Annotated in this window: 22 protein-coding genes; 11 read left to right on the top strand and 11 right to left on the bottom strand. The window is 60.7% G+C overall.

Features of this window, described 5'->3' with window-relative positions; all coding sequences use genetic code 11:
• Positions 1-58: 58 nt before the first annotated feature.
• The 3 genes from CXK96_RS00605 to CXK96_RS00595 all read right to left on the bottom strand — a co-directional run bounded on the left by CXK96_RS00605 (position 59) and on the right by CXK96_RS00595 (position 2741).
• Positions 59-802 (bottom strand): MlaA family lipoprotein, encoded by a 744-nt coding sequence (locus CXK96_RS00605; protein ID WP_423835177.1) that lies wholly within the window; start codon positions 800-802, stop codon positions 59-61.
• Positions 803-821: 19 nt separating this feature from the next.
• Positions 822-2114 carry a serine/threonine protein kinase gene (locus tag CXK96_RS00600; protein WP_102834590.1) on the bottom strand — a complete coding sequence of 431 codons (1293 nt, stop codon included), beginning with the start codon at positions 2112-2114 and terminating at the stop codon, positions 822-824.
• A 402-nt stretch (positions 2115-2516) separates the two neighbouring features.
• The gene (locus tag CXK96_RS00595; protein ID WP_102834589.1) at positions 2517-2741 is read right to left on the bottom strand and encodes a DUF2061 domain-containing protein; all 225 of its coding nucleotides are present in this window, start codon (positions 2739-2741) and stop codon (positions 2517-2519) included.
• Positions 2742-3012: 271 nt separating this feature from the next.
• Between CXK96_RS00595 and CXK96_RS00590 the strand changes: the two genes are divergently transcribed.
• From CXK96_RS00590 to CXK96_RS00570, 5 genes are all read left to right on the top strand, one after another.
• The gene (locus CXK96_RS00590) at positions 3013-3327 is read left to right on the top strand and encodes a DUF485 domain-containing protein (RefSeq protein WP_102834588.1); all 315 of its coding nucleotides are present in this window, start codon (positions 3013-3015) and stop codon (positions 3325-3327) included.
• Positions 3327-4982, top strand: a complete 1656-nt coding sequence (locus CXK96_RS00585; RefSeq protein ID WP_102834587.1) for a cation acetate symporter — start codon at positions 3327-3329, stop codon at positions 4980-4982. Before CXK96_RS00590 ends, CXK96_RS00585 begins: the two co-directional genes overlap by 1 nt.
• Before the next feature lie 181 nt (positions 4983-5163).
• The gene (locus tag CXK96_RS00580) at positions 5164-5970 is read left to right on the top strand and encodes an SDR family oxidoreductase (protein ID WP_102834586.1); all 807 of its coding nucleotides are present in this window, start codon (positions 5164-5166) and stop codon (positions 5968-5970) included.
• A 108-nt stretch (positions 5971-6078) separates the two neighbouring features.
• Positions 6079-7224, top strand: coding sequence for a CynX/NimT family MFS transporter (locus CXK96_RS00575; protein ID WP_102835012.1), 1146 nt, complete (start codon positions 6079-6081; stop codon positions 7222-7224).
• A 131-nt stretch (positions 7225-7355) separates the two neighbouring features.
• Positions 7356-7778, top strand: coding sequence for a hypothetical protein (locus CXK96_RS00570; protein ID WP_102834585.1), 423 nt, complete (start codon positions 7356-7358; stop codon positions 7776-7778).
• A 3-nt stretch (positions 7779-7781) separates the two neighbouring features.
• Here the strand turns inward: CXK96_RS00570 and CXK96_RS00565 are convergent, their stop codons facing one another.
• The 5 genes from CXK96_RS00565 to CXK96_RS00545 all read right to left on the bottom strand — a co-directional run bounded on the left by CXK96_RS00565 (position 7782) and on the right by CXK96_RS00545 (position 15909).
• The gene (locus tag CXK96_RS00565; RefSeq protein WP_102834584.1) at positions 7782-8012 is read right to left on the bottom strand and encodes a YheU family protein; all 231 of its coding nucleotides are present in this window, start codon (positions 8010-8012) and stop codon (positions 7782-7784) included.
• Positions 8013-8022: 10 nt separating this feature from the next.
• Complete coding sequence (locus CXK96_RS00560) at positions 8023-10785, bottom strand: hybrid sensor histidine kinase/response regulator (RefSeq protein ID WP_102834583.1); 2763 nt, start codon at positions 10783-10785, stop codon at positions 8023-8025.
• A 188-nt stretch (positions 10786-10973) separates the two neighbouring features.
• Positions 10974-12173: an osmoprotectant NAGGN system M42 family peptidase gene (locus CXK96_RS00555; RefSeq protein ID WP_102834582.1), complete on the bottom strand. Its 1200-nt coding sequence runs from the start codon at positions 12171-12173 to the stop codon at positions 10974-10976.
• A gap of 141 nt (positions 12174-12314) precedes the next feature.
• Positions 12315-14057: an N-acetylglutaminylglutamine synthetase gene (ngg, locus tag CXK96_RS00550; RefSeq protein WP_102834581.1), complete on the bottom strand. Its 1743-nt coding sequence runs from the start codon at positions 14055-14057 to the stop codon at positions 12315-12317.
• Positions 14058-14136: 79 nt separating this feature from the next.
• On the bottom strand, positions 14137-15909 hold the full coding sequence (locus CXK96_RS00545; RefSeq protein WP_102834580.1) for an N-acetylglutaminylglutamine amidotransferase: 1773 nt from the start codon (positions 15907-15909) through the stop codon (positions 14137-14139).
• Between the two features lie 221 nt (positions 15910-16130).
• On the opposite strand from CXK96_RS00545, the gene CXK96_RS00540 reads away from it, so the two are divergent.
• Positions 16131-16604: a MarR family winged helix-turn-helix transcriptional regulator gene (locus CXK96_RS00540; protein WP_102834579.1), complete on the top strand. Its 474-nt coding sequence runs from the start codon at positions 16131-16133 to the stop codon at positions 16602-16604.
• 27 nt (positions 16605-16631) lie between these two features.
• Here the strand turns inward: CXK96_RS00540 and CXK96_RS00535 are convergent, their stop codons facing one another.
• Entirely contained in the window at positions 16632-17486 is an 855-nt protein-coding gene (locus CXK96_RS00535) for a LysR substrate-binding domain-containing protein (RefSeq protein ID WP_102834578.1), read from the bottom strand.
• 95 nt (positions 17487-17581) lie between these two features.
• On the opposite strand from CXK96_RS00535, the gene CXK96_RS00530 reads away from it, so the two are divergent.
• Positions 17582-17821 (top strand): DUF1127 domain-containing protein, encoded by a 240-nt coding sequence (locus CXK96_RS00530; RefSeq protein WP_102834577.1) that lies wholly within the window; start codon positions 17582-17584, stop codon positions 17819-17821.
• Between the two features lie 59 nt (positions 17822-17880).
• Here the strand turns inward: CXK96_RS00530 and mnmC are convergent, their stop codons facing one another.
• The gene (mnmC, locus tag CXK96_RS00525) at positions 17881-19854 is read right to left on the bottom strand and encodes a bifunctional tRNA (5-methylaminomethyl-2-thiouridine)(34)-methyltransferase MnmD/FAD-dependent 5-carboxymethylaminomethyl-2-thiouridine(34) oxidoreductase MnmC (protein WP_102834576.1); all 1974 of its coding nucleotides are present in this window, start codon (positions 19852-19854) and stop codon (positions 17881-17883) included.
• A gap of 182 nt (positions 19855-20036) precedes the next feature.
• Between mnmC and pap the strand changes: the two genes are divergently transcribed.
• Together pap and CXK96_RS00515 are read left to right on the top strand one after the other, a co-directional pair.
• Positions 20037-21518: a polyphosphate:AMP phosphotransferase gene (gene pap, locus CXK96_RS00520; protein ID WP_102834575.1), complete on the top strand. Its 1482-nt coding sequence runs from the start codon at positions 20037-20039 to the stop codon at positions 21516-21518.
• Between the two features lie 143 nt (positions 21519-21661).
• A complete protein-coding gene (locus CXK96_RS00515) occupies positions 21662-22846 on the top strand; it encodes a thiolase family protein (protein WP_102834574.1) in 1185 nt (394 codons plus the stop codon).
• A 119-nt stretch (positions 22847-22965) separates the two neighbouring features.
• On the opposite strand, the gene CXK96_RS00510 is transcribed toward CXK96_RS00515, so the two are convergent.
• Positions 22966-24357, bottom strand: coding sequence for a class II fumarate hydratase (locus CXK96_RS00510; protein WP_102834573.1), 1392 nt, complete (start codon positions 24355-24357; stop codon positions 22966-22968).
• Between the two features lie 147 nt (positions 24358-24504).
• Here CXK96_RS00510 and CXK96_RS00505 point away from each other — a divergent pair, with 147 nt between their 5' ends.
• Both CXK96_RS00505 and CXK96_RS00500 read left to right on the top strand, forming a co-directional pair.
• Positions 24505-25014 carry a DUF2059 domain-containing protein gene (locus CXK96_RS00505; RefSeq protein ID WP_102834572.1) on the top strand — a complete coding sequence of 170 codons (510 nt, stop codon included), beginning with the start codon at positions 24505-24507 and terminating at the stop codon, positions 25012-25014.
• Between the two features lie 15 nt (positions 25015-25029).
• On the top strand, positions 25030-25329 hold the full coding sequence (locus CXK96_RS00500; RefSeq protein WP_102834571.1) for a BolA family protein: 300 nt from the start codon (positions 25030-25032) through the stop codon (positions 25327-25329).
• Positions 25330-25449: the final 120 nt, after the last annotated feature.

The raw sequence follows: 25449 nt of genomic DNA, 5'->3' as shown, positions 1-25449 counted from the left end.
CGACCAGCAACTCGATGCGTTCATGCGAAATTTGAACCCTTCGTATCGGTCAGATCGATCATTCTTCGATCTGCAGCTCCCGCGCGCGCGTATAAACGTAGCGGACCTTCTCGTATTCGAACGGCGAGTTGAGCTGTCCGTAACGCAGCGGCGTCGTGTAGCGGATGTCGATCAACCGAAGCGCCGTTAAGCTGAACTCACCGCCGCTGGCTTCGGCATAGCTGAAGTAGTCGACCTGCCGTTCGACGCCAAAATCCACTGCCTGGCCTGCGGTGTCCCGCAGGTTGGACGGGCCGAGTGCGGGCAGGATCAGGTACGGGCCGTGGGGAACGCCATAGAAGCCAAGGGTCTGGCCAAAATCCTCGTTGTAACGGGGCAAGCCCATGCGCGTAGCAGGGTCCCAGACGCCTCCGACGCCAAGGATCGTGTTGAACAGCAGGCGCGCCGTGGTGGTCATGGCGCGTTCGCCCTTGAGCTGAGCGATGCTGTTGAAGAGCGTCGGGATTTCCCCGAGGTTATCGAAGAAGTTGCTGACGCCGGTCCGCACGATCTTGGGCGTAACGTAACGGTAGCCGCGAACCGCAGGCAGCATCACGAACTGATCCAGGCGGTAGTTGAAGTAATACATGCGCCGGTTCAGCGATTCCCAGGGGTCATAGATGTTCAGCGCGTCGAAGGTGGCGCGCTCGAATTCGCGTTGGTCGAGGCCAGGGTTGAACTCAAGGTCACGCAACGGATGGGTGAATCCATCTTCATCGATAGTTCCCGTCTGGGCATGGGCCACGCTACTGATCAGCAGCATGACAGCAAGCAGAGAGCGTTTAGCCACGGAAAAACTCCAACATATCGTGGGCATTGACCCGGTAAGTGAGGTTGCCGCAGTGGCCACCGCGAGGGTAAAGCGTCATGCGCTCGCCGAAGGTGCGGCGAAGAAACCCCAGGTCTCCAGCGCCGAGAATGATGTCGTCGGCGTTATGCATTACACCGATCTTCGGGCTGTTGCGCATGTAATCCTCAAGCGCGTACAGGCTCACCTGTTGTACCAGCTGCGCCATGCTGCCGCCGTCCTGCTGCGCGCGCCACATGGGGATCAGCTGCTCGGTGATATAGCAATCGAAGTCACAGAGCAGCGCGCGGCGAAAGAACGGCTCGAGGCTGGTGCCTTCATCGATTGGGTATTTCGGCGGCACGATCAGGCCGCGGCGGTTGATCAGATCCGAGGTGAATGCAATATCAGCTGCCGAGAAGCGGAATACCGAGCCGATCAGCATGGCCATCTGTTCATCGGTCAGCCGCAGCGCGGACTGCTGGAAGTCGAACAGCATCGCCTCGTCCAGGTTGATCGTGCCTTGCTGCCGGTAGTAACGCGTGAGCTTTTCCAGGATGACTTCATAGAAGGTTGTGGTGCTGTCGATGGCATCGACCTGCGTCTGCACCAACTTGTCGAGGTTACTGATCGAGGTGTAGAGGTTCACCGGCGGGTTGATCATCAACACGCGCTTGAAGTTGAAACTTTGTCGCGTCTCGTCAAGCTTGCTGACGAACGCAGCATTAAGCGCGCCGAGGCTATAACCGACCAGGTTGAACTCAGTGACTGGCAGTTCATGTTGCTGTGCGCGAACGGCCTGCATCACGCGGTAGAGGTCCTTGGCATCGCCTGGACTGTAGCCTGGCGTGGCGTAGCGTGAGGCAGCGGCGATAAAGTCGAAACTGGTGGGGGAGGACAATTGCACCACATGATAGCCAGCCCCATAGAACAGTCGCTTGAGCGACTCGGTCTTGCCAGCCGAGTAGCTGGCACCAGTGCCTGAGATGATGAACATCAGCGGTGCTGGTCCGGGTTGTTTTGCCAAGCGGTAGGTCAGCCGTTTAACCGCCCAGAAATTGTCGGGCAGGGTGAACTCCCGTTCGGGGCGTAACCGCAGGCTGAAGTCGGCCTGATCGATCTCGTCATCCTCAGGCAGCTCGGCACGAAAAGGCGCCGGTGTCGTCGCTATCGTCGCCTCGAACGGGTTGCTCAGGGGGTAGCCATACTGCTCGACGCTGATGTCTGCCGCGTGGGCAGGCGTAACGACCAGTGCAAGCAGTGCGCTCAGGCACAGCAGCAATCGCATATGAGGTGATCTCCGGTGACTACGGTGGGGGGTTGGCAGATTTAATCTTTAGTGTTCGCGTGTCGGCGGCGGGGCCGGAATCCTTCCGGCGAAATGGCGTCGGTTGGTACAACGGGTGGCGTCTCGGCAGCGGTTGATTCGATCGCAACGACCACACATCTTCATACCCAGATCATGCCTGGAATCGCCTGCCCCCTGTCGTTTCGCTAAGCATGGACCACAATTAAGCCGTCAGGTTGCGTAGCTTAGGCCCGGTGATAGCGAAAAGCCGGTCGCGGATTGATTGGCTGGGAAATGTGACCGATCAGTCAGGGCAGGCGCAGGCGCTGTACAGAGCGTTTTAAAGAAGCTGCCCATTAATTCTTGACGGCGTAAGCGCTTCCGGGACTGCGGTCGAGTCGCTTACGCCTGGTGATGCAACCAGGCGTGAGCGGGGATGTTCTCCTCCGAAAGCTGACGCTTGTCCAGGCGCTGCCAAATTTTCTCGTGAAAATAGAAACCTACTGAGTTGCACAGGGGCTCGATCGCCGCAACCAGCCCGCCCGCTGCAGCGCTGCCGGTCAAGGCATAGGTCACCGAGAATGCGATGCAGAAATGCATCAGGGTAAAGGTAACGGTCTTGATCATGGTTATCTCTCCAAAGAGATCGAGAACTGTTCTCGGTTGCAATGGAGTGTGCAGATGCCGCCAGAACGTTGGAAATGGTCACGCTTGATGAGTGACATAGCCCATCGCTATCGGTGCCCGCTGCGTTAGGTGAAAGTCGTCATCAATGCGTCTGGCACGGGCCTTCCACCAAATAAAAACAAGACTATGGTCGAGTGGTTTTCAAACGGGCCGGCCCTAAAGTAGCCGCCCTGCCTTCATGTGTGGGCAGAGGACCGTGTGGAGACCCCCAATGAACAACGAGACCGTAATTCAGCAGATCAATGCTGACCCACGATTTCAGGACCTGGTTGCCAAGCGTGGTCGTTTCGCCTGGATGCTGGCGACCATCATGCTCACCGCTTACTTCGCTTTCATTCTGGTCATCGCCTTTGACCCTGCGGTGTTGGGAACCCCTCTAAGTGCAGGCTCCGTCACCACTTGGGGGATCCCGGCGGGTCTGGGCTTGATCTTCCTGTCGTTCGTGCTGACCGGCGTCTACGTGCAGCGCGCTAACGGCGAGTTCGATCGCATTACCCAGGACATTCTCAACGAGGCTCAGAAATAATGCTCGCTCGTCTGCTGACCGCAGCTGCTCTGATGGCAGTTGCTCCGGCGCTGTTTGCTGACGCCCTGACCGGCGATGTGCAGAAACAGGCCACCAACTGGACCGCCATTTCCATGTTCATCGTGTTCATCGTGTTCACGATGGGAATCACCAAATGGGCGGCCAAACGCAATACCTCCACTTCTGATTACTACACGGCCGGTGGCAGTATCACTGGTTTCCAGAACGGATTGGCAATTGCTGGCGACTTCATGTCGGCGGCGTCATTTCTCGGTATTTCCGCGCTGGTTTTCACCAGCGGCTACGACGGCCTGATCTATTCGATCGGCTTTTTGGTGGGCTGGCCGATCATTCTGTTCCTGATGGCAGAGCGCTTGCGCAACCTGGGCAAATTCACCTTCTCCGACGTAGCCTCCTACCGCCTGGGACAGACACAGATCCGTATCCTTTCTGCCTGCGGTTCGCTGATCGTGGTGGCCTTCTATCTGATCGCGCAAATGGTCGGTGCGGGCAAGCTGATTCAACTGCTGTTCGGCCTCGACTATCTGGTTGCAGTGGTCATGGTCGGTGTGCTGATGGTCATGTACGTGATGTTTGGCGGCATGCTGGCAACCACCTGGGTGCAGATCATCAAGGCTGTGCTCCTGCTGTCCGGCGCAACCTTCATGGCCGTCATGGTCATGTATAACGTCGGCTTCGATTTCAGCCGTCTGTTTTCCGAGGCTGTAGCGCTGCACCCGAGTCATCAGGCGATCATGAGCCCGGGCGGCCTGGTTTCCGACCCGATCTCGGCTATCTCGCTGGGCCTCGCATTGATGTTTGGTACTGCCGGCCTGCCGCATATCCTGATGCGCTTCTTCACCGTCGCCGATGCCAAGGAAGCGCGTAAGAGCGTGTTCTACGCGACAGGCTTCATTGGCTATTTCTATATCCTGACCTTCATCATCGGTTTCGGCGCGATCCTGCTGGTCAGCACCAACCCAAGCTTCAAAGATGCCACGGGCGCCATCGTTGGCGGCACCAATATGGTCGCCATTCACCTGGCATCGGCGGTCGGCGGCAACCTGTTCCTGGGCTTCATCTCTGCGGTGGCCTTCGCCACCATCCTTGCGGTGGTCTCGGGCCTGGCGCTGGCCGGTGCTTCCGCGGTCGCTCATGACCTCTATGCCTGCGTGATCATGAAGGGCAAAGCCAAGGAAGAGGACGAGATGAAGGTGACCAAGCGCACCACGCTGGCATTGGGCGTACTGGCCATCCTGCTTGGCGTCGCTTTCGAGAATCAGAACATCGCCTTCATGGTGGGACTGGCGTTCTCGGTTGCCGCCAGCTGTAACTTCCCAATCCTGTTCCTTTCGATGTACTGGAAGGACCTGACCACTCGCGGTGCTCTGATCGGTGGTGCGATGGGCCTGGGTACGGCGTTGCTGCTGACCATCCTGAGCCCGACGGTCTGGGTCGACGTGCTGCATTTCGAACAGGCCATATTCCCGTACAAGTATCCGGCCCTGTTCGCCATGATCGCGTCCTTTGCCGGCCTGTGGTTCTTCTCGGTCACCGACAAGTCCAAGACGGCTGCCGAAGAGCGCGCGCGCTTCTTCCCGCAGTTCATCCGCTCGCAGACCGGTCTGGGTTCGACTGGTGCGGTCGCCCACTGATCCTGGGTTTTGTGATCGAAAAGGCAGCCTTCGGGCTGCCTTTTTTGTTCTGGGACCAGCCATCTCTGCGGGGCCGATCGGGAGCGGAGCATGCCAGTCATTCAGCATTTCGATAGAGGCCGGAGCCTGCTGCAGCTTTCGCTAGACTCGTGGCAACCCAACGAACAAAAGGTTACAACCGATGCAAAATCGCATGATGGTCACGGGGGCCGGATCCGGCCTGGGTCGCGAGATAGCGTTGCGCTGGGCGCGCGAGGGTTGGCAGCTGGCATTGTCGGATGTCAACGAGGCCGGCCTGGCCGAAACCCTGAAAATGGTCCGTGATGCAGGCGGCGACGGTTTTACTCAACGCTGTGACGTGCGCGACTACAGCCAGCTGACAGCCCTGGCGCAGGCATGCGAAAGCAAGCTTGGCGGTATCGATGTGGTGGTCAACAACGCGGGTGTTGCCTCGGGTGGTTTCTTCGACGAGCTGTCACTGGAGGACTGGGACTGGCAGATCGCGATCAATCTCATGGGTGTGGTCAAGGGCTGCAAGGCCTTCCTGCCATTGGTGCAGAAGAGCCAAGGCAAGATCATCAACATCGCGTCCATGGCGGCTCTGATGCAGGCGCCGGGCATGAGCAATTACAACGTGGCCAAGGCCGGTGTGGTGGCGTTGTCCGAGAGCCTGCTGGTGGAGCTGAAGCAGCAGGAAGTCGGAGTTCATGTGGTCTGCCCGTCATTCTTCCAGACCAACCTGATGGACTCCTACCGCGGTCCGACCCCCAATATGAAAGCGCAGATCAGCAAGCTGCTCGAAGCGTCGCCTATCTCTGCTGCCGACATTGCCGACTACATCTATCGCCAGGTGGCTGAGGGCGTGTTCATGATCCTGCCCCACGATGAAGGGCGCATGGCCTGGAAGATCAAGCAACAGAACCCGCAGGCGATCTACGACGAGATGGCGCTGTTGGCAGAAAAGAAGCGCAGCAAGAGCAAAACCTGACCGGCTGGTCCGTTTTGCTTGCCCTGATCCTGGGGCGGGAGTAGGGTTGCCGATCCTTCCCAGTCTGCCTCTGGATTCACTGTGAAAAACCCGTCTCGCTGGCTGCTCATGCTGGCCCTTGTGCTGGCCGCCATCAACCTTCGGCCAGGCATCACTTCGTTTGCACCATTGATCGAACGCATCGCCGAGGAGCTCAGTCTCAGCCGCAGCGTCATCAGCCTCACCACCGCCTTGCCAGTACTGCTGATGGGGTTGCTGGCGCCGTTGGCACCCCGTCTGGCCGTGCGTTTCGGCCTGGAGCGCACCATCAGCCTGTGCCTTGGTTTGATCGGTTTGGCGCTGTTACTGCGTCTGTTCGGCAAGAATGCTCCAGTGTTGATCAGCACGGCGGCTATGGTCGGTGCCGGAATCGCGGTTGCCGGGCCGCTGCTGTCGGGCTTTATCAAGCGTTATTTTCTCGAGCAGATGGGCAAGACCGCGGCCTACTATTCGTTGAGCATGGCGGTTGGCGGCACCATCGGCGTAGTGCTGACTGCACCAGCAGCCGAATGGTTGGGCCAGCGTTGGACCTGGGGCCTGGCGCTGTGGGCAATCCCGGCGGTGCTGGCATTGCTGATCTGGTGGCGCCTACCGAACCAGCCGGAACCGGCCGTGGAGAGCCGTACCGGTCTGCCGTGGCGCGAACCGCGCGCCTGGTTGGTAAGCATCTATTTCGCCTTGCAGGCCGGTCTGTTTTACGCGCTGGCTACCTGGTTGGTGGCGCGTTACCACGAGGTTGGCTTCAGTCTGCTGCAGAGCAATGCCTTCTTCAGTGGCTTCATGCTGATCGGTTTGCCCAGCGCGTTCATCATGCCTTGGCTGGCGCAGCGCTTTGGCAGGCGGCACTTGCTGATGGCCTGCTGCGGCGTGCTGGCAACGGTCTGTCTGCTGGTCATTGCCTGGCTTCCGCAGGTCAATCCGCTGCTGGTGTGCATGCTGCTGGGTATAGCCCTGAACGGGACCTTCTCCATGTCGCTGGTATTGCCGATGTACGAAGCCAGTACGCCGCTTGCGGTCAGCCGCTTGACGGCGATGATGCTCTGCACCGGTTATTGTCTGGCCTGTTTCACCCCGGTGCTGACCGGATTGGGCCGAGATATCGCCGGTGACTATCGTGAACCCTTCCTCGTACTCGCGACCATGTCGGCGGCGATGTCCCTGCTGGCCTTGCGGCTGGCGCCTCGGCGCGATCTGGCTGCAGCGAGCACGCGCTGAAGCGACTCGACTGCCTTGAGGTTGTGGTCTGCGTCACCTCTGCAGCTTGTACCCAGACCTTGTCTGCAAGGGACGCTGGAAGGCTGAACGGATTTAGTCGAACATGACGGGCTTTCTCCTGGAGTGTTTCTGTGGAGCCGGAATCCATCGTCTACGGCAGCATCCGTGACTGGCCTTCAACCGATATCGAGCAGTGCCGGTTGCGCCGCGCGGTCAATCGGCGTGCGCTGTACAGCCTGCCGCAAGGCGAGGGTTGGCCTTTTCTCGGAAGAGAGATGTTCTCTTGCTGTATGGACGAAGGGGTGTATCAGACGCAGGTCATTCATTTCGGTGCCAGCTACCGCGCGGTCGAATATGAGTGGGCGCTCTGGGTGCGTCATTTCGAGGAGCTGCTGAACGAACTCTACTGGACCAGCGCCGTGGTCCATCTGGAGACCGAACTCAATGGTATTCATACCTTCCGCTGGGAAACCGAAAGCGGCTCGCACAGCCCTCATCAGCGCGATCTGCGCATGCGCTGCGCCTGGGAACGTGACGGTGGGGTGCTCAGCTGAGGTCTAGTCCTCGAGCCATTCTTTCGGTACGTCGCGTCTGAGCGCCAACTGGCATTGCTGATGCTCAATGTCGAACGCGATCACGGCGGTGCCTTTGCTCAGCGCTTGGCGTACCCGCTCGACGCGGATTTCCAGCGGCGTCTCGTCGCCATTGTCGGTGCCCTCGCGGGTCACGAAATCTTCGATGAGGCGGGTCAGGGTGTCAGGTTCGAGTTGGTCGTAAGGAATGAGCATCGATGCCGAATCAGGTGGGAGGGTGCAGGTCGGGTTCGTTGATCGGCGCGTTGAGGAACCGATCCAGGTAAGCATACAGCTGCTCGCTGTCCAGTGGTTTGCCAATGAATTCATCCATGCCGGCCTCGCTGCCAGCGCGGCGATGTTCATCGAGTACGTGAGCGGTCAGCGCAATGATCGGCACTGGCTGCAACCGCAACTGCGCCTCGAGTCGGCGGATCTGTCGACTGGCCTCAAAACCGTCCATCTCCGGCATCTCGCAATCCATCAGGATCAGCCGCACCGCGGCCGGGTTCTCGCTGTAGGCACTGACCGCTTTGCGTCCGTTTTCGGCCATCATGACTTCATAGCCGCGTTTGCGCAGCAGACTGGACACCACCATCTGGCTGACGGGATTGTCCTCAACAGCGAGGATGAGTGGTTTGGAGCGTCCCGGGTGTTCAGTGTGCGCCACACCGCCATCGGTCGTAGGGATTGTCTGATGGAGGCGCTGCAGCGCTTCGCGTAAGGGGCCGAGCAGCAGTGGCAACGGCAAGTTGGCCAGGCGCAGCGATGACGATGCCGGGGAAGGTTCGCTTTGCGGCGGGTAGAGCAGCATCACCCGTTGATTCAGTTCGAGCTGATCGGCTACAACGTTGAGCCAAGCCTGGGGTTTGCCTGGCCACGGCGCCATGATTACCAATAGTGGAGCTGAGGCTTGATCGTCGAGGTAGCGGCGTAGATGTTGTGGCTCCTCGCAGCGGACGGTTCGCATGCCCCAGCGCTGCAGCAAGTTGCCCATTGCATCCAGGGCGCAGATGTCCTTGGACGCGATCACAGCGGTGCGTCCCTCGAGTAGCGCCGTCAGTGGGTCGAGGTTGCCGCTCGCCTCGCGCAGCGGGATGTCGAAGCTGAACTGGCTGCCTTGGCCGGGCGTGCTCTGCACGTCGATCTGGCCGCCCATCATTTCTACCAGTTCCTTGCTGATGACCAACCCTAGACCGCTGCCACCATAGCGCCGGGTAGTACTGGAATCGCCTTGAGCGAAAGATTCGAACAGTTGGGCCAGAACCTCCGCGCGCATGCCGATCCCGCTGTCGGTGATCGAAAAGACCAGGCTTCGACTGCTTTCGGGGCCCTGGCAGACGACCTTCAGTACCACACAGCCCTGTTCGGTGAATTTCAGCGAATTGCTGAGCAGGTTCATAAGAACCTGTTTGAGACGAGTCGGATCGCCGCGCAGGCGGCGCGGCACACCCGGGGCGAGGCTTAGATGCAGGTTCAACTGCTTCTGCAGCGCTTGAGCCGTGAACAGGCTGATGGTTTCGGAGACCAGCACTTCGAGGTCGAACTCGATGTCTTCCAGAACCAGCTTGCCAGCACCGATCCGCGCATAGTCAAGGATGTCGTTGATGACCGTCATCAGCGAGTGGCTGGAGCTGGAAACAGTGTCCAGGTAGAACCGTTGGTTACGGTCAAGTGGTGTTTCACGCAGCAATTGCAGCATGCCCAGTACACCGTTCAACGGCGTGCGAATTTCATGGCTCATTTTCGCCAGGAAGCGGCTCTTTGCCTGGTTCTCGCTCTCTGCCCGCTCGGCTGCCTGGCGTGAACGGAAGCCTTCTTCTTTGAGTAGGTTGATGCGGTCCGCGAGACCGATCGACAGGGTGATCAGCTCGAAGGCAATGCCAACTTTGACGATCGAGGGGCCATACAGCCCCAGCAGGTTGAAGCCCAGTGATCCGGCCGTGACGATGACGAAGGTCGCCAACAGCACGCCCCAGGCAAGCGTGTAATACAGGCCATAGCGCACGCCGCGGCTCCAGACGAACGCACCGGTCAGCAGCAGCCCGATCGACGAGCTGATGACCATCACACTGGCCAGTACGCTCCACACCTGAGTTTCCAGAACGAAACCGGACAGCAGCGCGCCCACCGACAGGATCAGAGCCACCCGCAGGGCGAAGTCCAGGCGTGGAAAGTATTCTCGGGTATGCAGGAAATGGCGGCTGAACTGGATAGACACCAGGCAATGACTGAGCATCAGCGCATAGATGCCCAGCGCGATCACGCCGCCTGCATCGTTCAGCCACTTGACCAGCATGCCATCGAAGCTGAGCGCAAACAGGCCCACGTTGAGGTTGTAGATCAGGTACCAGAAATACGCAGGCTCGCGCAGGGAGAGGAACAGAAAGAAGTTGTAGCAGAACATCGCGAACAGCACGCCGTAGAAGGCTCCGGCCAAGCCCGTCGAATCCTCGAATGATTCGGCGTTTGCTGCATAGCTGCTGAAGTACAGCGGCACGTAGAGAGTGCTGGTGCTTTCCACACGCAGCAGCAAGGTCGAGGTACCGGGCTCCAGTTCCAGAGGAAACCAGAAGTTGCTGACCCTGACCGCTCGTTCGTTGAACGGATGGTTGTCGCCGGAGCGCTGCTGGCTGATGCGGCCGTCCGGGTGACGGAGATAGAGCTGAATGTCGTCGAGCAGGGGGTAGTTGATCTCGACGAAGCCGCCGATGGGGTCGTGCAACTGGTTTTTCAGGTCGACACGGAACCACCAGACCGAATCGTTCTTGCCCTTGTTGGGATGTACCCCGGACACGGGTACGAAGGTTTTTTCCGGCAGCGCGAAGACTTCAGCCACGCCAAGCTCGGCAGCCGGGTCTCGCAAAAAGTAGCTCCAGCTACCCAGCGCCTGGCGGAAATGCTGGGAGTCCACCGGCACGGGCTCGAACGCCGATACCTGAGCGGTCAGACAGAACAGAAGAACGGCCAGAAAAAGACGCGGCAGCATGTTATTGATCCAAGGAATACACACTCGCAAAACGCAGTTTCCAGTCGCGCGAATGGCAAACCCTGTTCGCTTCATGCCTGACTGGCCAAGCATTCATATGTTTCAGAGGCTTGCGACTTTGCCCGGATCAGCGCCGCCTCGCAATCGGCAAATGCCTCAAGTTGGCGGCGCATCATGAAACGCCACGGTCAACCTGAAGAATCATCGGTCGGCTTGTCGAAGATTGAATCGACTGCCGGCACGCGCGTGTCGTTTTCCATCTGCGTCACATGTTCCAGTTGATGGCTGAAATTCTCTAGGGAATCCTTACCTGCATGGGCATCACTGGTGAACACCGGTGGGCTCAGCAAGTAGGCCGAAATCAAGCGGCTCATGGCGGCCAGGCTGTCGATATGGGTGCGCTCATAGCCGTGTGTCGCATCGCAGCCAAACGCCAGCAGCGCGGTGCGGATATCGTGCCCGGCAGCGATCGCCGACTGTGCATCGCTGTGGTAGTAGCGGAACAGGTCACGCCGCACCGGTACCTCATTGGCTTCTGCCAGTTTGAGCAGATGCCGGGACAGGTGGAAATCGTATGGCCCACCCGAATCCTGCATGGCGACGGTAACTGCGTGTTCGCTGGATTCCTGGCCCTTGGCCGTCGGCGCGATGTCGATGCCGACGAACTCGCTGACATCCCAGGGCAGGGCCCCGGCTGCCCCAGACCCGGTTTCCTCGGTGATGGTGAACAGCGGATGGCAGTCGATGGGTGGCTCACGACCGCTTTCGATCACCGCTTTCAGTGACGTCAGTAAGGCTGCCACTCCGGCCTTGTCATCCAGGTGGCGCGAGCTGATGTAACCGCTGTCGGTAAACTCGGGCATTGGATCGAATGCGACGAAATCGCCCACGTTGATGCCCAGCGCGAAGGTGTCGGCGCGGCTCGCGGTATAGCCGTCCAGACGCAGCTCGACGTGGTTCCAGCTGATCGGCATCTCGTCAACTGCGGTGTTGAATGCATGCCCCGAGGCGAGCAGGGGCAGCACGCTGCCACGTACCACGCCGGTGTCAGTGAAGACGCTGACGCGGCTGCCTTCGGCGAAGCGGCTTGACCAGCAACCCACCGGGGACAGACCGAGTCGGCCATTGTCCTGAATTTCCCGGACGCTGGCGCCGATGGTGTCCAGGTGCGCGGCGATGGCTCGATCCGGGCTGTACCGGCGACCTTTGAGCGTGGCGCGGATGGTTCCGCGGCGGGTCAGCTCGAAGGGAATGCCGAGCTCCTTCAGGCGCTCTGCCACATATCGAACGATTGTGTCGGTGAAGCCGGTGGGGCTGGGAATGGCGAGCATCTCCAGCAGCACACGTTGCAGGTAGTTGAGGTCCGGTTCGGGAAGCTTGGCAGTCATGATCATTCCTTAGCGGCGGAAAACTGGCTGCCGCTATGTAAGTGAGTGAAGTTGAGCTGCGGTGGTGCCGCAAGCGAGGCGGCGGGCCGTTCCGGCACCTGCGGATGCCGGAACCAGGCCATCTACAGCCTGAATTTCCCGCTAGTGGGTGCCGTAGCTGAGTGGAAAGAGTAGGTCGACGAAGCGCTCGGCGGTGGGCTGGGGATGGTGATTGGCCAGGCCGACCCGCTCGTTCGCTTCAATGAATACGTACTCGGGTTCGTCTGCTGCCGGCACCAGCAGGTCCAGGCCGACTACCGGAATATCCAGTGCGCGAGCGGCCCGAACGGCGGCGTCGATTAAATCTGGATGCAGCTGATCGGTTACATCATCGAGCGTGCCACCGGTATGCAGGTTGGCTGTGCGGCGCACCGCCAGGCGCTCGCCGCGTGGCAAGACGCTGTCGTAGTCGAAGCCGGCGTCGCTGATGCAGCGCTGTGTCTCTTCGTCCATAGGGATTCGGCTTTCGCCGGCGGTTGCAGCCTGGCGGCGCCGGCTCTGGGTCTCGATCAACTGGCGAATGCTGTGGCTACCGTCACCCACCACTTCAGCCGGACGGCGTATCGCCGCGGCCACGACTTCATATCCAATCACGACAATGCGCAGGTCAAGTCCGGGATGAAAGCTTTCCAGCAACACGCGCTGATCGAACTGACGTGCGCGAGCAATGGCTTCTTCGACATCCTGGCTGCTGCGCAGGTCGACCGAGACGCCTTGGCCCTGTTCACCATCGAGAGGCTTTACGACCACGCTGCCGTGCTGCTCGAGAAACGCGGCATTCTCCTCGACCGAACCCGCGATTTGCTGGGCAGGCAGTTTAAGCCCCGCGCGAGCAAGGGTCCGGTGAGTCAGGCTCTTGTCCTGGCACAACGTCATGCTGACCGCAGTCGTGAGGTCCGACAGGGACTCGCGGCAGCGCACCCTGCGGCCGCCCTGAGTCAGAGTGAACAGGCCGGCTTCAGCATCGTCGATAGTGATCTCGATGCCTCGGCGGCGTGCCTCGTCGACGATGATCTTGGCGTAGGGATTCAGCTCCGCTTCCGGGCCTGGGCCAAGAAACAGCGGCTGATTGAAGGTGTTCTTGCGCTTGACCGTGAAGGTCTGCAGGTCGCGGAAGCCGAGCTTGGCGTAGAGCGCCTTGGCTTGCTTGTTGTCGTGCAGTACCGACAGATCGAGATACGCCAGCCCACGGCCCATGTAGTGCTCGATTAGGTGGCGAACCAGCGCTTCGCCTACACCGGGGCGTGTGCAGTTTGGCGCGACCGCCAGGCACCAGAGGCTGGAACCGTTCTCCGGATCATTGAACGCCTTGTGGTGGTTGATGCCCATGACACTGCCGATGATCTCGCCGGAGTCATCGTCCTCAGCCAGCCAATACACCGGACCGCCTTGCTCTCGCGGTGTGCACAACTCAGGGTTGACCGGCAGCATGTGGCGGGACTGATACAGACTGTTGATCGCCTTCCAGTCCTCCTCGCTCTGAGCGCGGCGGATGCCGAAGCCGCGGAAGCTCCGGCGAGCCGGGCGGTAATCGGTGAACCAGATGCGCGATGTGTCCGATGGATCAAGGAACAGCTGCTGCGGCGCATAGGCGAGTACCTGATGCGGCGCGGCGACGTACAGGGCGATATCCCGCTCACCGGCCTGTTCATGGAGCAGGTCGGCCGCGAGCTTCTCAGGGTCGGAGTAGGTGTGGCCGATCAAGATCCGGCCCCATCCGCAGTGCAGTGTTACTGGCGCCTGATGTTCCGCCTGGCCATCCTCGGCGAGCCGTTGCTGCAAGCGCTCGTAGGTCGGTGTCTGGCCGCGCAACAGTCGCTGTCCATAGGCTTGAGACTTCTGCATGGTGCATTCCTTGGAGCTTGTATGACTTCACTACGGCAACGCTTCGGCGCTCGCTCATTGCGTCGTCATGAACGGGTTGTTAGAGGCCTTGTTCGCTCAACCATAGATTGACCGCTGCCAACTGCCACAATTTCGAGCCACGCAGGGGCGTCAGTTGACCTTCTGGGTCATTGAACAGCCTGTCCAGCATGGCCGGGTTATACAGCCCGCGGTCCTGACTCGGGTCGGTCAACAGCTCCCGCACCCAGTTCAGCGTGTCGCCCTGCAGATGCTTGAGCCCTGGCACCGGGAAATAACCCTTGGGACGGTCGATGACCGCAGCTGGAATGACTTTGCGCGCGGCTTCCTTGAGCACGTACTTGCCGCCGTCGGGCAGCTTGTACTTGGCTGGAATTTTTGCCGACAGCTCGGCCACGTTGTGGTCGAGAAACGGCACTCGAGCTTCGAGGCCCCAGGCCATGGTCATGTTGTCGACGCGTTTGACCGGGTCGTCGACCAGCATCACTGTGCTGTCGATGCGCAGAGCTTTGTCTACAGCGGCGTCGGCGCCGGGCTGGGCGAAATGCTGACGTACGAAATCGCCGGAGAAGTCGCCCTTGACCCACTGCTGCTGCACGGTGTCGGCGTATTCCTCGAAGCTGCGGTCACGGAAGGCTGTGAGATAAGCCTCAACCGGATCCTCGGCACCGTCCACCTGTGGATACCAGTGGTAACCGGCAAACAGCTCGTCTGCGCCCTGGCCGCTCTGCACCACCTTGCAGTGCTTGGAGACTTCACGCGAGAGCAGATAGAACGCGATGCAGTCATGGCTGACCATCGGTTCGCTCATGGCGCGGAAGGCGGCGGGTAGCTGTTCGAGAATTTCCTTTTCCTGAATGCGCAGCTGGTGATGACGCGTTCCGTAATGCTCCGCGATCAGATCCGAGTACTTGAACTCGTCGCCACGCTCGCCACCGGCATCCTGGAAGCCGATGGAGAAGGTCTGCAGGTTATCGCCAGCGCCGGCTTCGCGAAGCAGGCCGACCAGCAAACTGGAGTCGACACCGCCGGACAGCAGAACGCCCACGTCGACCGCCGCGCGATGACGCAGGGCAACGGAGTCACGCAAGGTGGTCAGGGTGCGCTCCTGCCAGTCTTCGAAGCTGTAGCCTTGTTCTTCTTCCGATGCGCCGAATTCCAGCGTCCACCAGCGGTGTTCACTGCTCTTGCCGCTGGCGTCAATCCGCATGAAGGTGCCGGGTGGCAGTTTTTCGATTCCGGCGATCAGGGTATCCGGCGCCGGCACCACAGCATGGAAGCTCATGTAGTGATTCAGAGCTACCGGGTTCAGCACGCCAGCAATATCTCCGCCCTTGAGCAACGCCGGAAGCGTCGAGGCAAAGCGCAAGCGCTCGCCCGTGCGTGACAGATAGAGCGGCTTGATACCGAGACGATCGCGCGCGATGAACAGTTCTTGCACGTCTCGCTGCCAGATGGCGAAAGCGAACATGCCGTTCAGTCGGGGCAACAGGGCTTCGCCCCAGGCATGAAAGCCTTTGAGCAAGACCTCGGTGTCGCCGCCGGAGAAGAAGCTGTAGCCCAATGCTTCCAGTTCGGCGCGCAATTCGGGGTAGTTGTAGATGGCGCCGTTGAACACCATGGACAGGCCGAGCGCCGAGTCGATCATCGGCTGGCCAGAGGCCTCGCACAGATCCATGATCTTCAGGCGTCGGTGACCCAGAGCGAGAGGGCCTTGGCTGTTGAAGCCGCAGGCGTCCGGGCCACGGGACGTCAGGGATTGGGTGATGCGTTCAACCGCGGCCAGGTCGGCCGGTTGATTATCGAAGCGAAGTTCGCCAGCTATGCCACACATAGGATCCTTACCGGTATTGCCGTTGGGGAGTGTGACTGACGCTCGGACCGCGAAGTTCAGGATTTCAGACGGGCGTGTACCGCTCTGGCTCGGTGGCTGAGGGGCTTGTTAAGGGGCGCCTCAGCTGGCCTGAATCGCGCTCTGCTGCGTCAGTCAGGTTTTACAGGGAAACAAAAATAGTGCTTTCATGTCAAACCGTACTCGGCACGATTTAACTGTCTATGAGCGAAAAAAACATTCGATCTGAAACTATTGAAGCGGTAGAGAGCAACCTTGAGTTGTCTCTGTTTCAGGCCTTGCGCCGGTTGCAGCAAGACGCCGAGATGCATGCCAAGCGACTGGCGCGTTTCGGTGGGCTGAGCCCGGTGCAGCTGATGATTCTGCAGGTGCTGGCCAGCGAACGGCAGCTGACCGCCAGCGCTTTGAGCAAGCGCGTCAGCCTGACGCCAGCGACGCTGTCCGGGCAACTCGACCGCCTTGCTGAGCGCGGACTGCTGTTGCGCCAACGGGATGATCAGGACCGCCGTCGTCAGTGGCTTTTATTGACTGACGAGGGGCGCGCACTGCAACAGCAGGCGCCTTCGCTGTTACCGCCCGAGTTCGTTGCGCGATTCTCGGCGTTGCCGGAGTGGGAGCAGCACGGGATTACCGCGGCGCTACTGCGCGCCGCGTCGATATGCGGATCGGAACACTAACCGCCGCCGCGCTGATCGACCGACCCGCTACAGACGAAAACCTTCGACGATATGCTCCGCTAGCGTCTCGCTGACCTGAGACTGGTTGCGATCGTTGCGCAGCAGGACAATGCTGCACGAAGGCAGCTCCGGCATGCCCTCGGCTTCGCCCAGTACGCGCATATCCGCTGTCACCAGGCTCTGCAGCTGCGCGGTCACCGCAAGTCCCGCGTTGGTCACAGCCATCAGCGCCGAGAGGCTGGGGCTGGTATAGGCGACCCGGTAGGGTACTTCCAGGCTGTCCAGGGCGTTGCAGGCCCAGGCCCGGCAGAAGCAGTCGGTATTGAACATGGCCAGTGGCATGGGCCGTTGTTCATGGGTGTTGAAGCCAGGCGCTTCGGCCCAGACGAAACGCTCTCGGCGCAGCAGCTGACCGATCTCGGTGCCCGGCTCGCGGGTGACGATGGACAGATCCAGGTCGCGACGCTGCAGTAACTGATAAGACGGTTCGCAATGCACCTCCACCTGTACCAGCGGATAGGCCTGCGCGAAGCGCGACAGGATGCCCGGCAGGAAGCGCATTACATAGTCGTCCGGGGTGCCGATGCGCACCGAGCCTACCATGTGCGGTTCGCGTAGAGTCGTCAGCACCTCGCCGTGCAGTTTGAGGATTCTCCGTGCGTAACCGAGCAGGATCTGGCCCTCGGCGGTGAGCTTGACCTGACGCCCATCGCGCTCGAATACCGACCGTTGCAGCACATCCTCTTCCAGGCGCTTCATCTGCATGCTGATCGCCGACTGCGTGCGATTGACGGCTTCGGCCGCTCGGGTAAAGCCGCCGTGATCGGCAATTGCCACAAAGCTGCGCAGCAGCTCTGCATCGATACTGGGGTAATTGGCCATCCATCAATCTCCGAGATGTACGCCATCAGAAACATTCGTTGGATTGATCATAAGCCCGGCAGGACACTGGCGCCATCCACTCGGAGGTATCCCAGATGAAAAGCCATGCTGAGTTCGTTCAACCTTGCGTCAGAAGCACAACGGCCCATTACTCATTCGGCCGGTCGTTGCATACGGTCTGGCAGCAGTTAACCCGCTGGCATGCGTTGTATCGTCAGCGTCAGCAGCTCGCGGCATTGAGCGACGAGATGCTCAAGGACATCGGCTTGAGCCGGGCCGATATCGAAACCGAAACTTCCCGTCCGTTTTGGGACGAGCCGTTTCGTCGATGCTAGTGCTACGGCCTGTTCGAGGCCGCGTGCCTGGTGTGCGAGCGCCAGGCGATCGCGGTCAGTCAGTCGGTCCGGCGAATGAGTTTGCGCAGCAGGAATCGATTGGGATGGCAGGCTTCGGCAATGGCTCGCGGCACTGGCAGGGGTTCGTCATTCAGCCAGGCTGCGAGCAATTCCCCGGCCAGGGGCGCGGTAATCAGGCCGCGCGAGCCGTGGGCGGTGTTCACGTACAGCCCGTCAAGCCAGGGGCATGGCTTGTCGGGCACCTGGCGGGCATCCTTTGCCAGCACGGCATAGGTCTCGGCGAAACATTCCGGATCGGCCATCGCGCCAACGATGGGTAGATAGTCGGGGCTGGTGCAGCGGAACGCGACACGTCCTTGCAGCTGGTCTGTGTCGCAGCTGTCGGCGTCCAGGCGTTGATGCAGATCGCCGGAAATCTCCCTGAGCATGTCCAGGTTCGAATGATGTTCTGCAGCGCTCGGCGCGGGATCGGCCTCGGCAAAATTGAAACTCGCACCCAGCGTATGCTGACCTTCACGTGGCGGAGCGACATATCCCTTGGCACACAACACGGTGCGCAATGCGGCGCTTTGTTCGGTCGCCGGCAGGGCGGTGATCTGCCCGCGAATCCGCTTGAGTGGCAGCCAGGCGCTTTGACTGAAGCCCTTCGCATCGGCGGCGCCGGCCAGAATCACGACCGGCGCTTCGGCCAGCAGCTCATCGCCGGCCAGCGCCTGCCATTGCTCGCCGCTTCGACGCAGTTCGAGCGGGTGCCGATGGCGATGTAACTCGATGGACGGGTGCTTGATCAGCCAGCGACACAGCGCTGGTGGGTGCGCCCAACCGGCGTCCGGATAGAACAGCCCACCCTGGTCCAGCGCTACGCCCGCCAACCGCTCGGCTTCCTCGCGCGGTACCGCATGCAGGAGACCGGGCGGGAAGGCGTCGGAAAGTGCCGCCTGGCGGACGCTTTCCTTGTTGTCGAAGGCAAGCTGCAGCACACCGCAGGCATCCCAGTCCTGCCCGCGCTGCAGGTTGTGCAATAGCCGGCGGGTGTAGCCAAAGCCGCTGGCCACAAGCTGCGAGAGCGCGGTTCCGTGCGCTGAGAGCTTCAAATAGAGCACGCCCTGCGGGTTGCCAGAACCCTCCTGGGCAATATCGTCGTGCCGTTCCAGCAGTGCCACTTGCCAGCCGCGCGCCGCCAGGCTGGCGGCGCTGGCGCATCCTGCGAGGCCTGCGCCGATGACCAGCGCCTTGCGCTGCGCCGGTTGATGCGACGGGCGCGCGAACCAAGGGTTCTCCCGGGTTTCTGGCGGCGTGACAAGCTGGCCCTGCAGGTTTTCCCACTTATGGCCCAAGCCGGGTATCCGCTTGACCTCGAAGCCTGCCTGCTTGAGTGCTCGTCGTACGCTGCCGGCACTGCTGAAGGTTGCCAGCGTTGCGCCTGGGGCCGACAGCCGGGCTACCTGCTCGAACAGCTCAGGCTGCCACATGTCCGGGTTTTTTGGCGGTGCAAAGCCATCGAGAAACCAGGCATTTATCCGCGCATCCAGCTCTTTGAGCCTCTCGAGCGCATCGCCTACCAGTAGCGTCAGCGTCACCCGGCCGAAGCGAAACTGCTGGAACCCCGGGTTGATCGCCACATACTGATCCAGCAACTGCCGCGCCTGGTCATGCAGTTCGGGCCACAGAGCCAGGGCACGACACAGGTCGTCGTGCGTGAGGGGGTGCTTTTCAACACTGACAAAGTGCAAGGCGCTATTGGCAGGCGCAGTGCGCTCGAAAAGCGCCCAGGCGCAAAGGAAGCTGAGACCGGTGCCAAAGCCCGTTTCGCCAATCACCAGCCGCTCCCCAGCGCGAAGGGCAGCGAAACGTTCGGCCAGCCGATTGGGTTGCAGAAACACGTGGGTGGTTTCGGCCATGCCCGAGCCGCGGGAAAAGTACACGTCCCCATACTGCCGGGATTGCGGTTGGCCGTTCTCGTCCCAGTCGAGTTCGGCATGCTGAAAACCGGTGTGGAGCGGGGCGGACATCGACGTTTCCTGCGGTAAAAGACCGCGATTCTAGCAGCCGCGCGAAACCTGCTGCGGGCGCGCTTTGTCGCATCGATAGGCGTGCAAGATTGCGCGCCAGCGCAAGCAGGCGGTGCTACATCAGTACTGCAGTTGTCTCGGCCTGCTAGGGTTCATCACAGCACCCCTTCTTGGAGTACACGATGTTCGAGTCTGCGGAAATCGGCCATACCATCGACAAGGACACTTACAACAAAGAAGTGCCTGTTTTGCGCGAAGCGCTGCTGCAGGCGCAGTACCGCCTCAGGGAGCAGGCACGGTTTCCGGTGCTGATCCTCATCAATGGCATTGAGGGCGCGGGAAAAGGCGAAACGATCAAGCTGCTCAGCGAGTGGATGGACCCGCGGCTGATCCGTGTCGACAGCTTCGACGTGCCGACCGACGAAGAACTCTCGCATCCGCCTGCGTGGCGCTACTGGAGAAGACTTCCCCCCAAAGGCCAGACCGGGATCTTCTTTGGTAACTGGTACAGCAAGATGCTTGAGGATCGCGTTCATCGTCGAATCAAGAAGACCGATCTTCAGCTGGCCATCGACCGCGCACAACGGTTCGAGCGGATGCTCTGTGCCGAGGGCATGCTGATCTTCAAGTTCTGGTTCCACTTGTCCAAGGACCGCATGCAGCAGCGGCTTGAGTCGCTCAAGGATGACCCACTGCACAGTTGGCGTATCAGCCCGCTGGATTGGCAGCAGTCGAAAACCTACGACCGGTTCGTCAAGCACGGTGAACTGATCCTGCGTCGCAGCAGCCGGGATTTTGCGCCCTGGTACGTGATTGAAGGAAGCGACGAACGATACCGCAGCCTGACCGCCGGGCGGCTGTTGCTCGAAGGGCTGAATGCCGCGCTGGACGCCGCCGACCAACCCTTCACTCAGCCGCACACGGCAACCGTCGAGCTGAACCTCGACCAGGCAAGCCTGCTCGACAGTCTCGACATGCGGCAGTCGCTTAGCAAGGACCACTACAAGGAGCAACTGGGGCAGGAGCAGGCAAGGCTGAGTCAGCTGCTGCGCGACCCGCGACTGCGCAAGCGCGGGGTGCTGGCCCTGTTCGAAGGCCACGATGCGGCAGGCAAGGGCAGCGCTATTCGCCGGGTTACCGGTGCGCTGGATCCCCGGCTGTATCGCACCATACAGATCGCCGCGCCCAGTGAGGACGAACTGGCGCAACCCTGGCTGTGGCGCTTCTGGCGCAACGTCCCGGCCCGCGGGCAGTTCACCATTTTTGATCGGTCCTGGTATGGCCGAGTGCTGGTCGAGCGGGTCGAGGGCTTCTGCTCGCCGGATGAATGGCTGCGGGCCTACACCGAAATCAATGAGTTCGAGGAACAGCTGGTCGATGCCGGCGTGGTGGTGGTGAAGTTCTGGCTGTCGATTGACAAACAGACGCAACTGGAGCGATTCAAGGAACGCGAAGACACGCCGCACAAGCGCTTCAAGATCACCGAGGAAGACTGGCGAAATCGTGAAAAGTGGGACGACTACAGTAACGCGGTAGCGGACATGGTCGACCGCACCAGTACCGAAATAGCGCCCTGGACACTGGTGGAGGCCAATGACAAGCGCTTCGCTCGGGTCAAGGTGTTACGAACGCTCAACGATGCGCTGGACGCTGCGATCAGCTGAGGTTGCAAAGGGAGGGCAGACAATGGCCGGCCATATCCCTGCTGAATGGTCGTCGCCATTGGCGATGGGCCGGAACTATGCTCGACCCATCGTCAACAGGCTGGTCGCCCCCGTCGCGGCCGCCCAACCATTCGAGGTATGCCATGCGTGAAGTAGTGATCGTCGACAGCGTCCGGACCGGCCTGGCCAAGTCCTTCCGCGGCAAGTTCAACATGACCCGTCCCGATGACATGGCGGCCCATTGCGTCAATGCGCTGCTGTCGCGCAACGACCTGGATCCCAAGCTGGTCGAGGACTGCATCGTCGGTGCCGGTTCCAACGAAGGCGCACAGGGCTACAACATAGGCCGTAACGTGGCGGTCCTCTCGAACCTGGGCATTCAGTGCGCGGGCATGACGCTCAACCGCTTCTGTTCGTCCGGACTGCAATCGATCGCCATTGCGGCCAACCAGATCGCCTCGGGTTGCAGCGACATCATCGTTGCTGGCGGCGTTGAGTCGATCACCATGACGGCCAAGAGCCGCAACAGTGACAATCTCTTCAACCCGATTCTGCAGGAGCGCGTCCCTGGGCTGTATCACAGCATGGGCCAGACCGCTGAAATGGTTGCGCGTCGCTACAACGTGACCCGCGAGCAGCAGGATCAGTATTCGCTACAGAGCCAGCAGCGCACGGCGCGGGCCCAGGCTGAAGGTCTGTTTCAGGACGAAATCGTACCGATGAACGTCCGCTACTTCACCGAAGAGAAGGCCACTGGCGAGCGCACCGAACATGAAGGCGTGGTTGATCGCGACGACTGCAACCGTCCCGATACGACGCTGGAGAATCTCTCGTCGCTCAAGCCCGTGTTCGCGGATGACGGCTCCGTCACCGCCGGCAACGCGTCGCAGTTGTCCGACGGTGCCTCGATGACGCTGGTGATGAGCCTGGACAAGGCGCTGGAGCTGGGTCTGAAACCGCGTGCTTATTTCCGTGGTTTCACCGTCGCGGGTTGCGAGCCGGACGAAATGGGCATCGGTCCGGTGTTCTCGGTTCCGCGCCTGCTTCAGGCGCGTGGCCTGCAGGTCAGCGACATTGATCTCTGGGAGCTTAACGAAGCCTTCGCTTCTCAGTGCCTCTATTGCCGCGACACGCTCGGCATCGACAATGAGAAGTTCAACGTCAACGGCGGCTCGATCTCCATCGGTCACCCCTTTGGCATGACCGGCTCACGCACTGCGGGCCATCTCATTCGTGAGCTGCAGCGCCGCAATCAGCGTTACGGCGTGGTGACCATGTGTGTGGGTGGCGGCATGGGCGCATCGGGGTTGTTTGAAGCCGTGCGCTGAGGCAGTCAGATAAATAGAAACCCGCGCCTGGCGCGGGTTTTTTGTTACCGCAGTCTGGCCACCGAGGCTTGTAGGGTGGGCTTCAGCCCATCACCCCGCGGCCAGATCGCTGCCTCAGCTCAGCTGCGACTGGATTCGAGCATGGTTTCCGGTCGGACCCACTGATCGAACTCCTCGTCGGTCAAATAGCCAAGCGCCAGCGCCGCCTCACGCAGGGTAGTGCCTTCGGCGTAGGCTTTCTTGGCGATCTCGGCAGCCTTGTCATAACCGATGTGGGGATTCAGCGCGGTCACCAGCATCAGCCCTCGCTCCAGATGCTCGGCCATCCGCCCGGCGTCCGGCTCCAAGCCGACGATGCAATGGGTATTGAAGTTGCGGCAACCGTCAGCCAGCAGTCGGATCGATTCGAGCATGTTGTGCACGATCACCGGCTTGAACACGTTTAGCTGCAGATGGCCCTGGCTCGCGGCGAAACCAACCGTGACGTCGTTGCCCATGACCTGGCAGGCAAGCATGGACAGTGCCTCGCACTGGGTCGGATTGACCTTTCCCGGCATGATTGAGCTGCCCGGCTCATTGGCTGGCAAACGCACCTCGGCAAAACCACCTCGGGGGCCCGAGCCCAGCAGGCGCAGGTCATTGGCGATTTTCATCAGGGCGGTGGCCAGCGTTTTCAGGGCGCCGGAAAGTGCGACCAGCGGCTCATGGCCGGAGAGGGCGGCAAATTTATTCGGCGCGGAGACAAACGGAAGGCCGGAGAGTGCGGCCAGTTCAGCCGCAATCGCCTCGGCGAAGCCGTGCGGGGCGTTGAGTCCGGTGCCTACTGCAGTGCCGCCTTGGGCCAGTTCGTAGACGGCGGGCTGGGCATGTCTAATCGCATGTTCAGCGATATCGAGCTGGGCGACGAATGCCGAGAGCTCCTGGCCGAAGGTCACCGGCGTCGCATCCATCATATGGGTGCGCCCGGTCTTCACCAGCTGCCCGTGACGTGCCGCCTGTTCAGCGATACCACCCGACAATTCGGCGATGGCCGGCAGGAGGTCGTCGTGGATCGACCGCGCAATGGCGATGTGCATGGCGGTAGGGAAACAGTCGTTGGAGCTCTGTGCACGGTTGACGTGGTCGTTGGGGTGGACCGGGCTCTTGCCCCCGCGCGCACCACCGGCCAGCTCGTTGGCGCGTCCGGCGATGACCTCGTTGACGTTCATGTTGCTCTGGGTGCCGCTGCCGGTTTGCCAGACCACCAGCGGAAACTGATCGTCGTGTTGACCATGAAGGATCTCGTCCGCGGCCTGTTCGATCAGGCGGGCGATGTCCGGCGGTAAGTCGCCTATGCGGTCGTTTACTCGCGCCGCAGCTTTCTTGATCAGCGCCAGCGCATGGCAGACGGCGAGCGGCATGCGCTGCTCACCGATAGCGAAATTGATCAGGGAACGTTGTGTCTGAGCGCCCCAATAAGCCTGCTCAGGTACTTCCACAGGTCCCAGGCTGTCGGTTTCGGTGCGTGTCATGCCGTACTCCATTAATGAGGTATCCCTGTTAGGTCGCTGGCAGCGGGCACAGGTTCAATCTGGCCTGCAGTGTGCCTTGAGCGACGGGAACTCAGCGCGCAGAATGTGTCCATTGAGGCTCACCTAACGATCGCCAAGGATCATCTCATGCACATGCTTCGTACATTCGGCCTTTGTAGCGCTCTGTCGATCGCGCTGCTCAGTGGTCTGGCCAGCGCGGACAGCGCCAGCCACGCAACTCAGGCTGAGCGTTTTCTGGAACTGGTCAATGCCGATCGGCTGTCGGTGCCGGTCTACGGCCAGGTGCAGCAGATGTTCGCCCAACGCTTTGAACAGACTCGGGCACCGGAAAGCAAACGCGCGCTTCTCGAGCAATACCAGTCCAAGGCGGATGCCGCACTGGACAAGGCGATCGGCTGGGAAAAAGTCAAACCCGATCTGATCAAGCTCTATACCGACACCTTCACCGAGCAGGAGCTGACCCAGTTGAACGACTTCTACGAGTCGGCGCTGGGCAAAAAAATGCTGACCAAATTGCCGGAGCTGAATGCACGCTCGGCGCAGGTCACCCAGGCCAAGCTGGAAAGCGCCGTGCCTCAGGTGAACAAACTGCTGGCAGAAATGACGGCCGAACTCGATACCCAGAAAAAACCCTGACGGAGCACGCCCGGCATGCCCAAGATCGACCTTATCCAAGACGCGCTGCAAAGCGCACTGCAACCTCAGCATCTGCAGGTGCTGGATGAAAGCCACATGCATAGCCGTGGTCAGGAAACCCATTACAAGGCGGTGATCGTCAGCGAACAATTTGCCGGTCTGAATGCGGTCAAGCGCCACCAGCGCGCCTACGCTGCCATGGGCGAGCTGATGCCGCAGATTCACGCACTCGCCCTGCACACCTATACCCCGCAAGAGTGGGCCGAGCAGGGCGTCGCACCGGCGTCCCCAGTCTGTGCCGGAGGACATAAGTAGTCAGCTGCCGGGCGGCTTGAAGCCTGTCCTGCAATTATTGCTAGAATGCGCGCCGCGCCGGCTCACGCCGGCGTTGTCGTTTTCGCATTCCCGGTCCGCCCTTTGCGTGGGTGACCACTG

The organism is Stutzerimonas stutzeri (assembly GCF_002890895.1).
Classification (GTDB): Bacteria; Pseudomonadota; Gammaproteobacteria; order Pseudomonadales; family Pseudomonadaceae; genus Stutzerimonas; species Stutzerimonas stutzeri_AB.
This window is presented reverse-complemented; position numbering and strand designations above follow the sequence as displayed.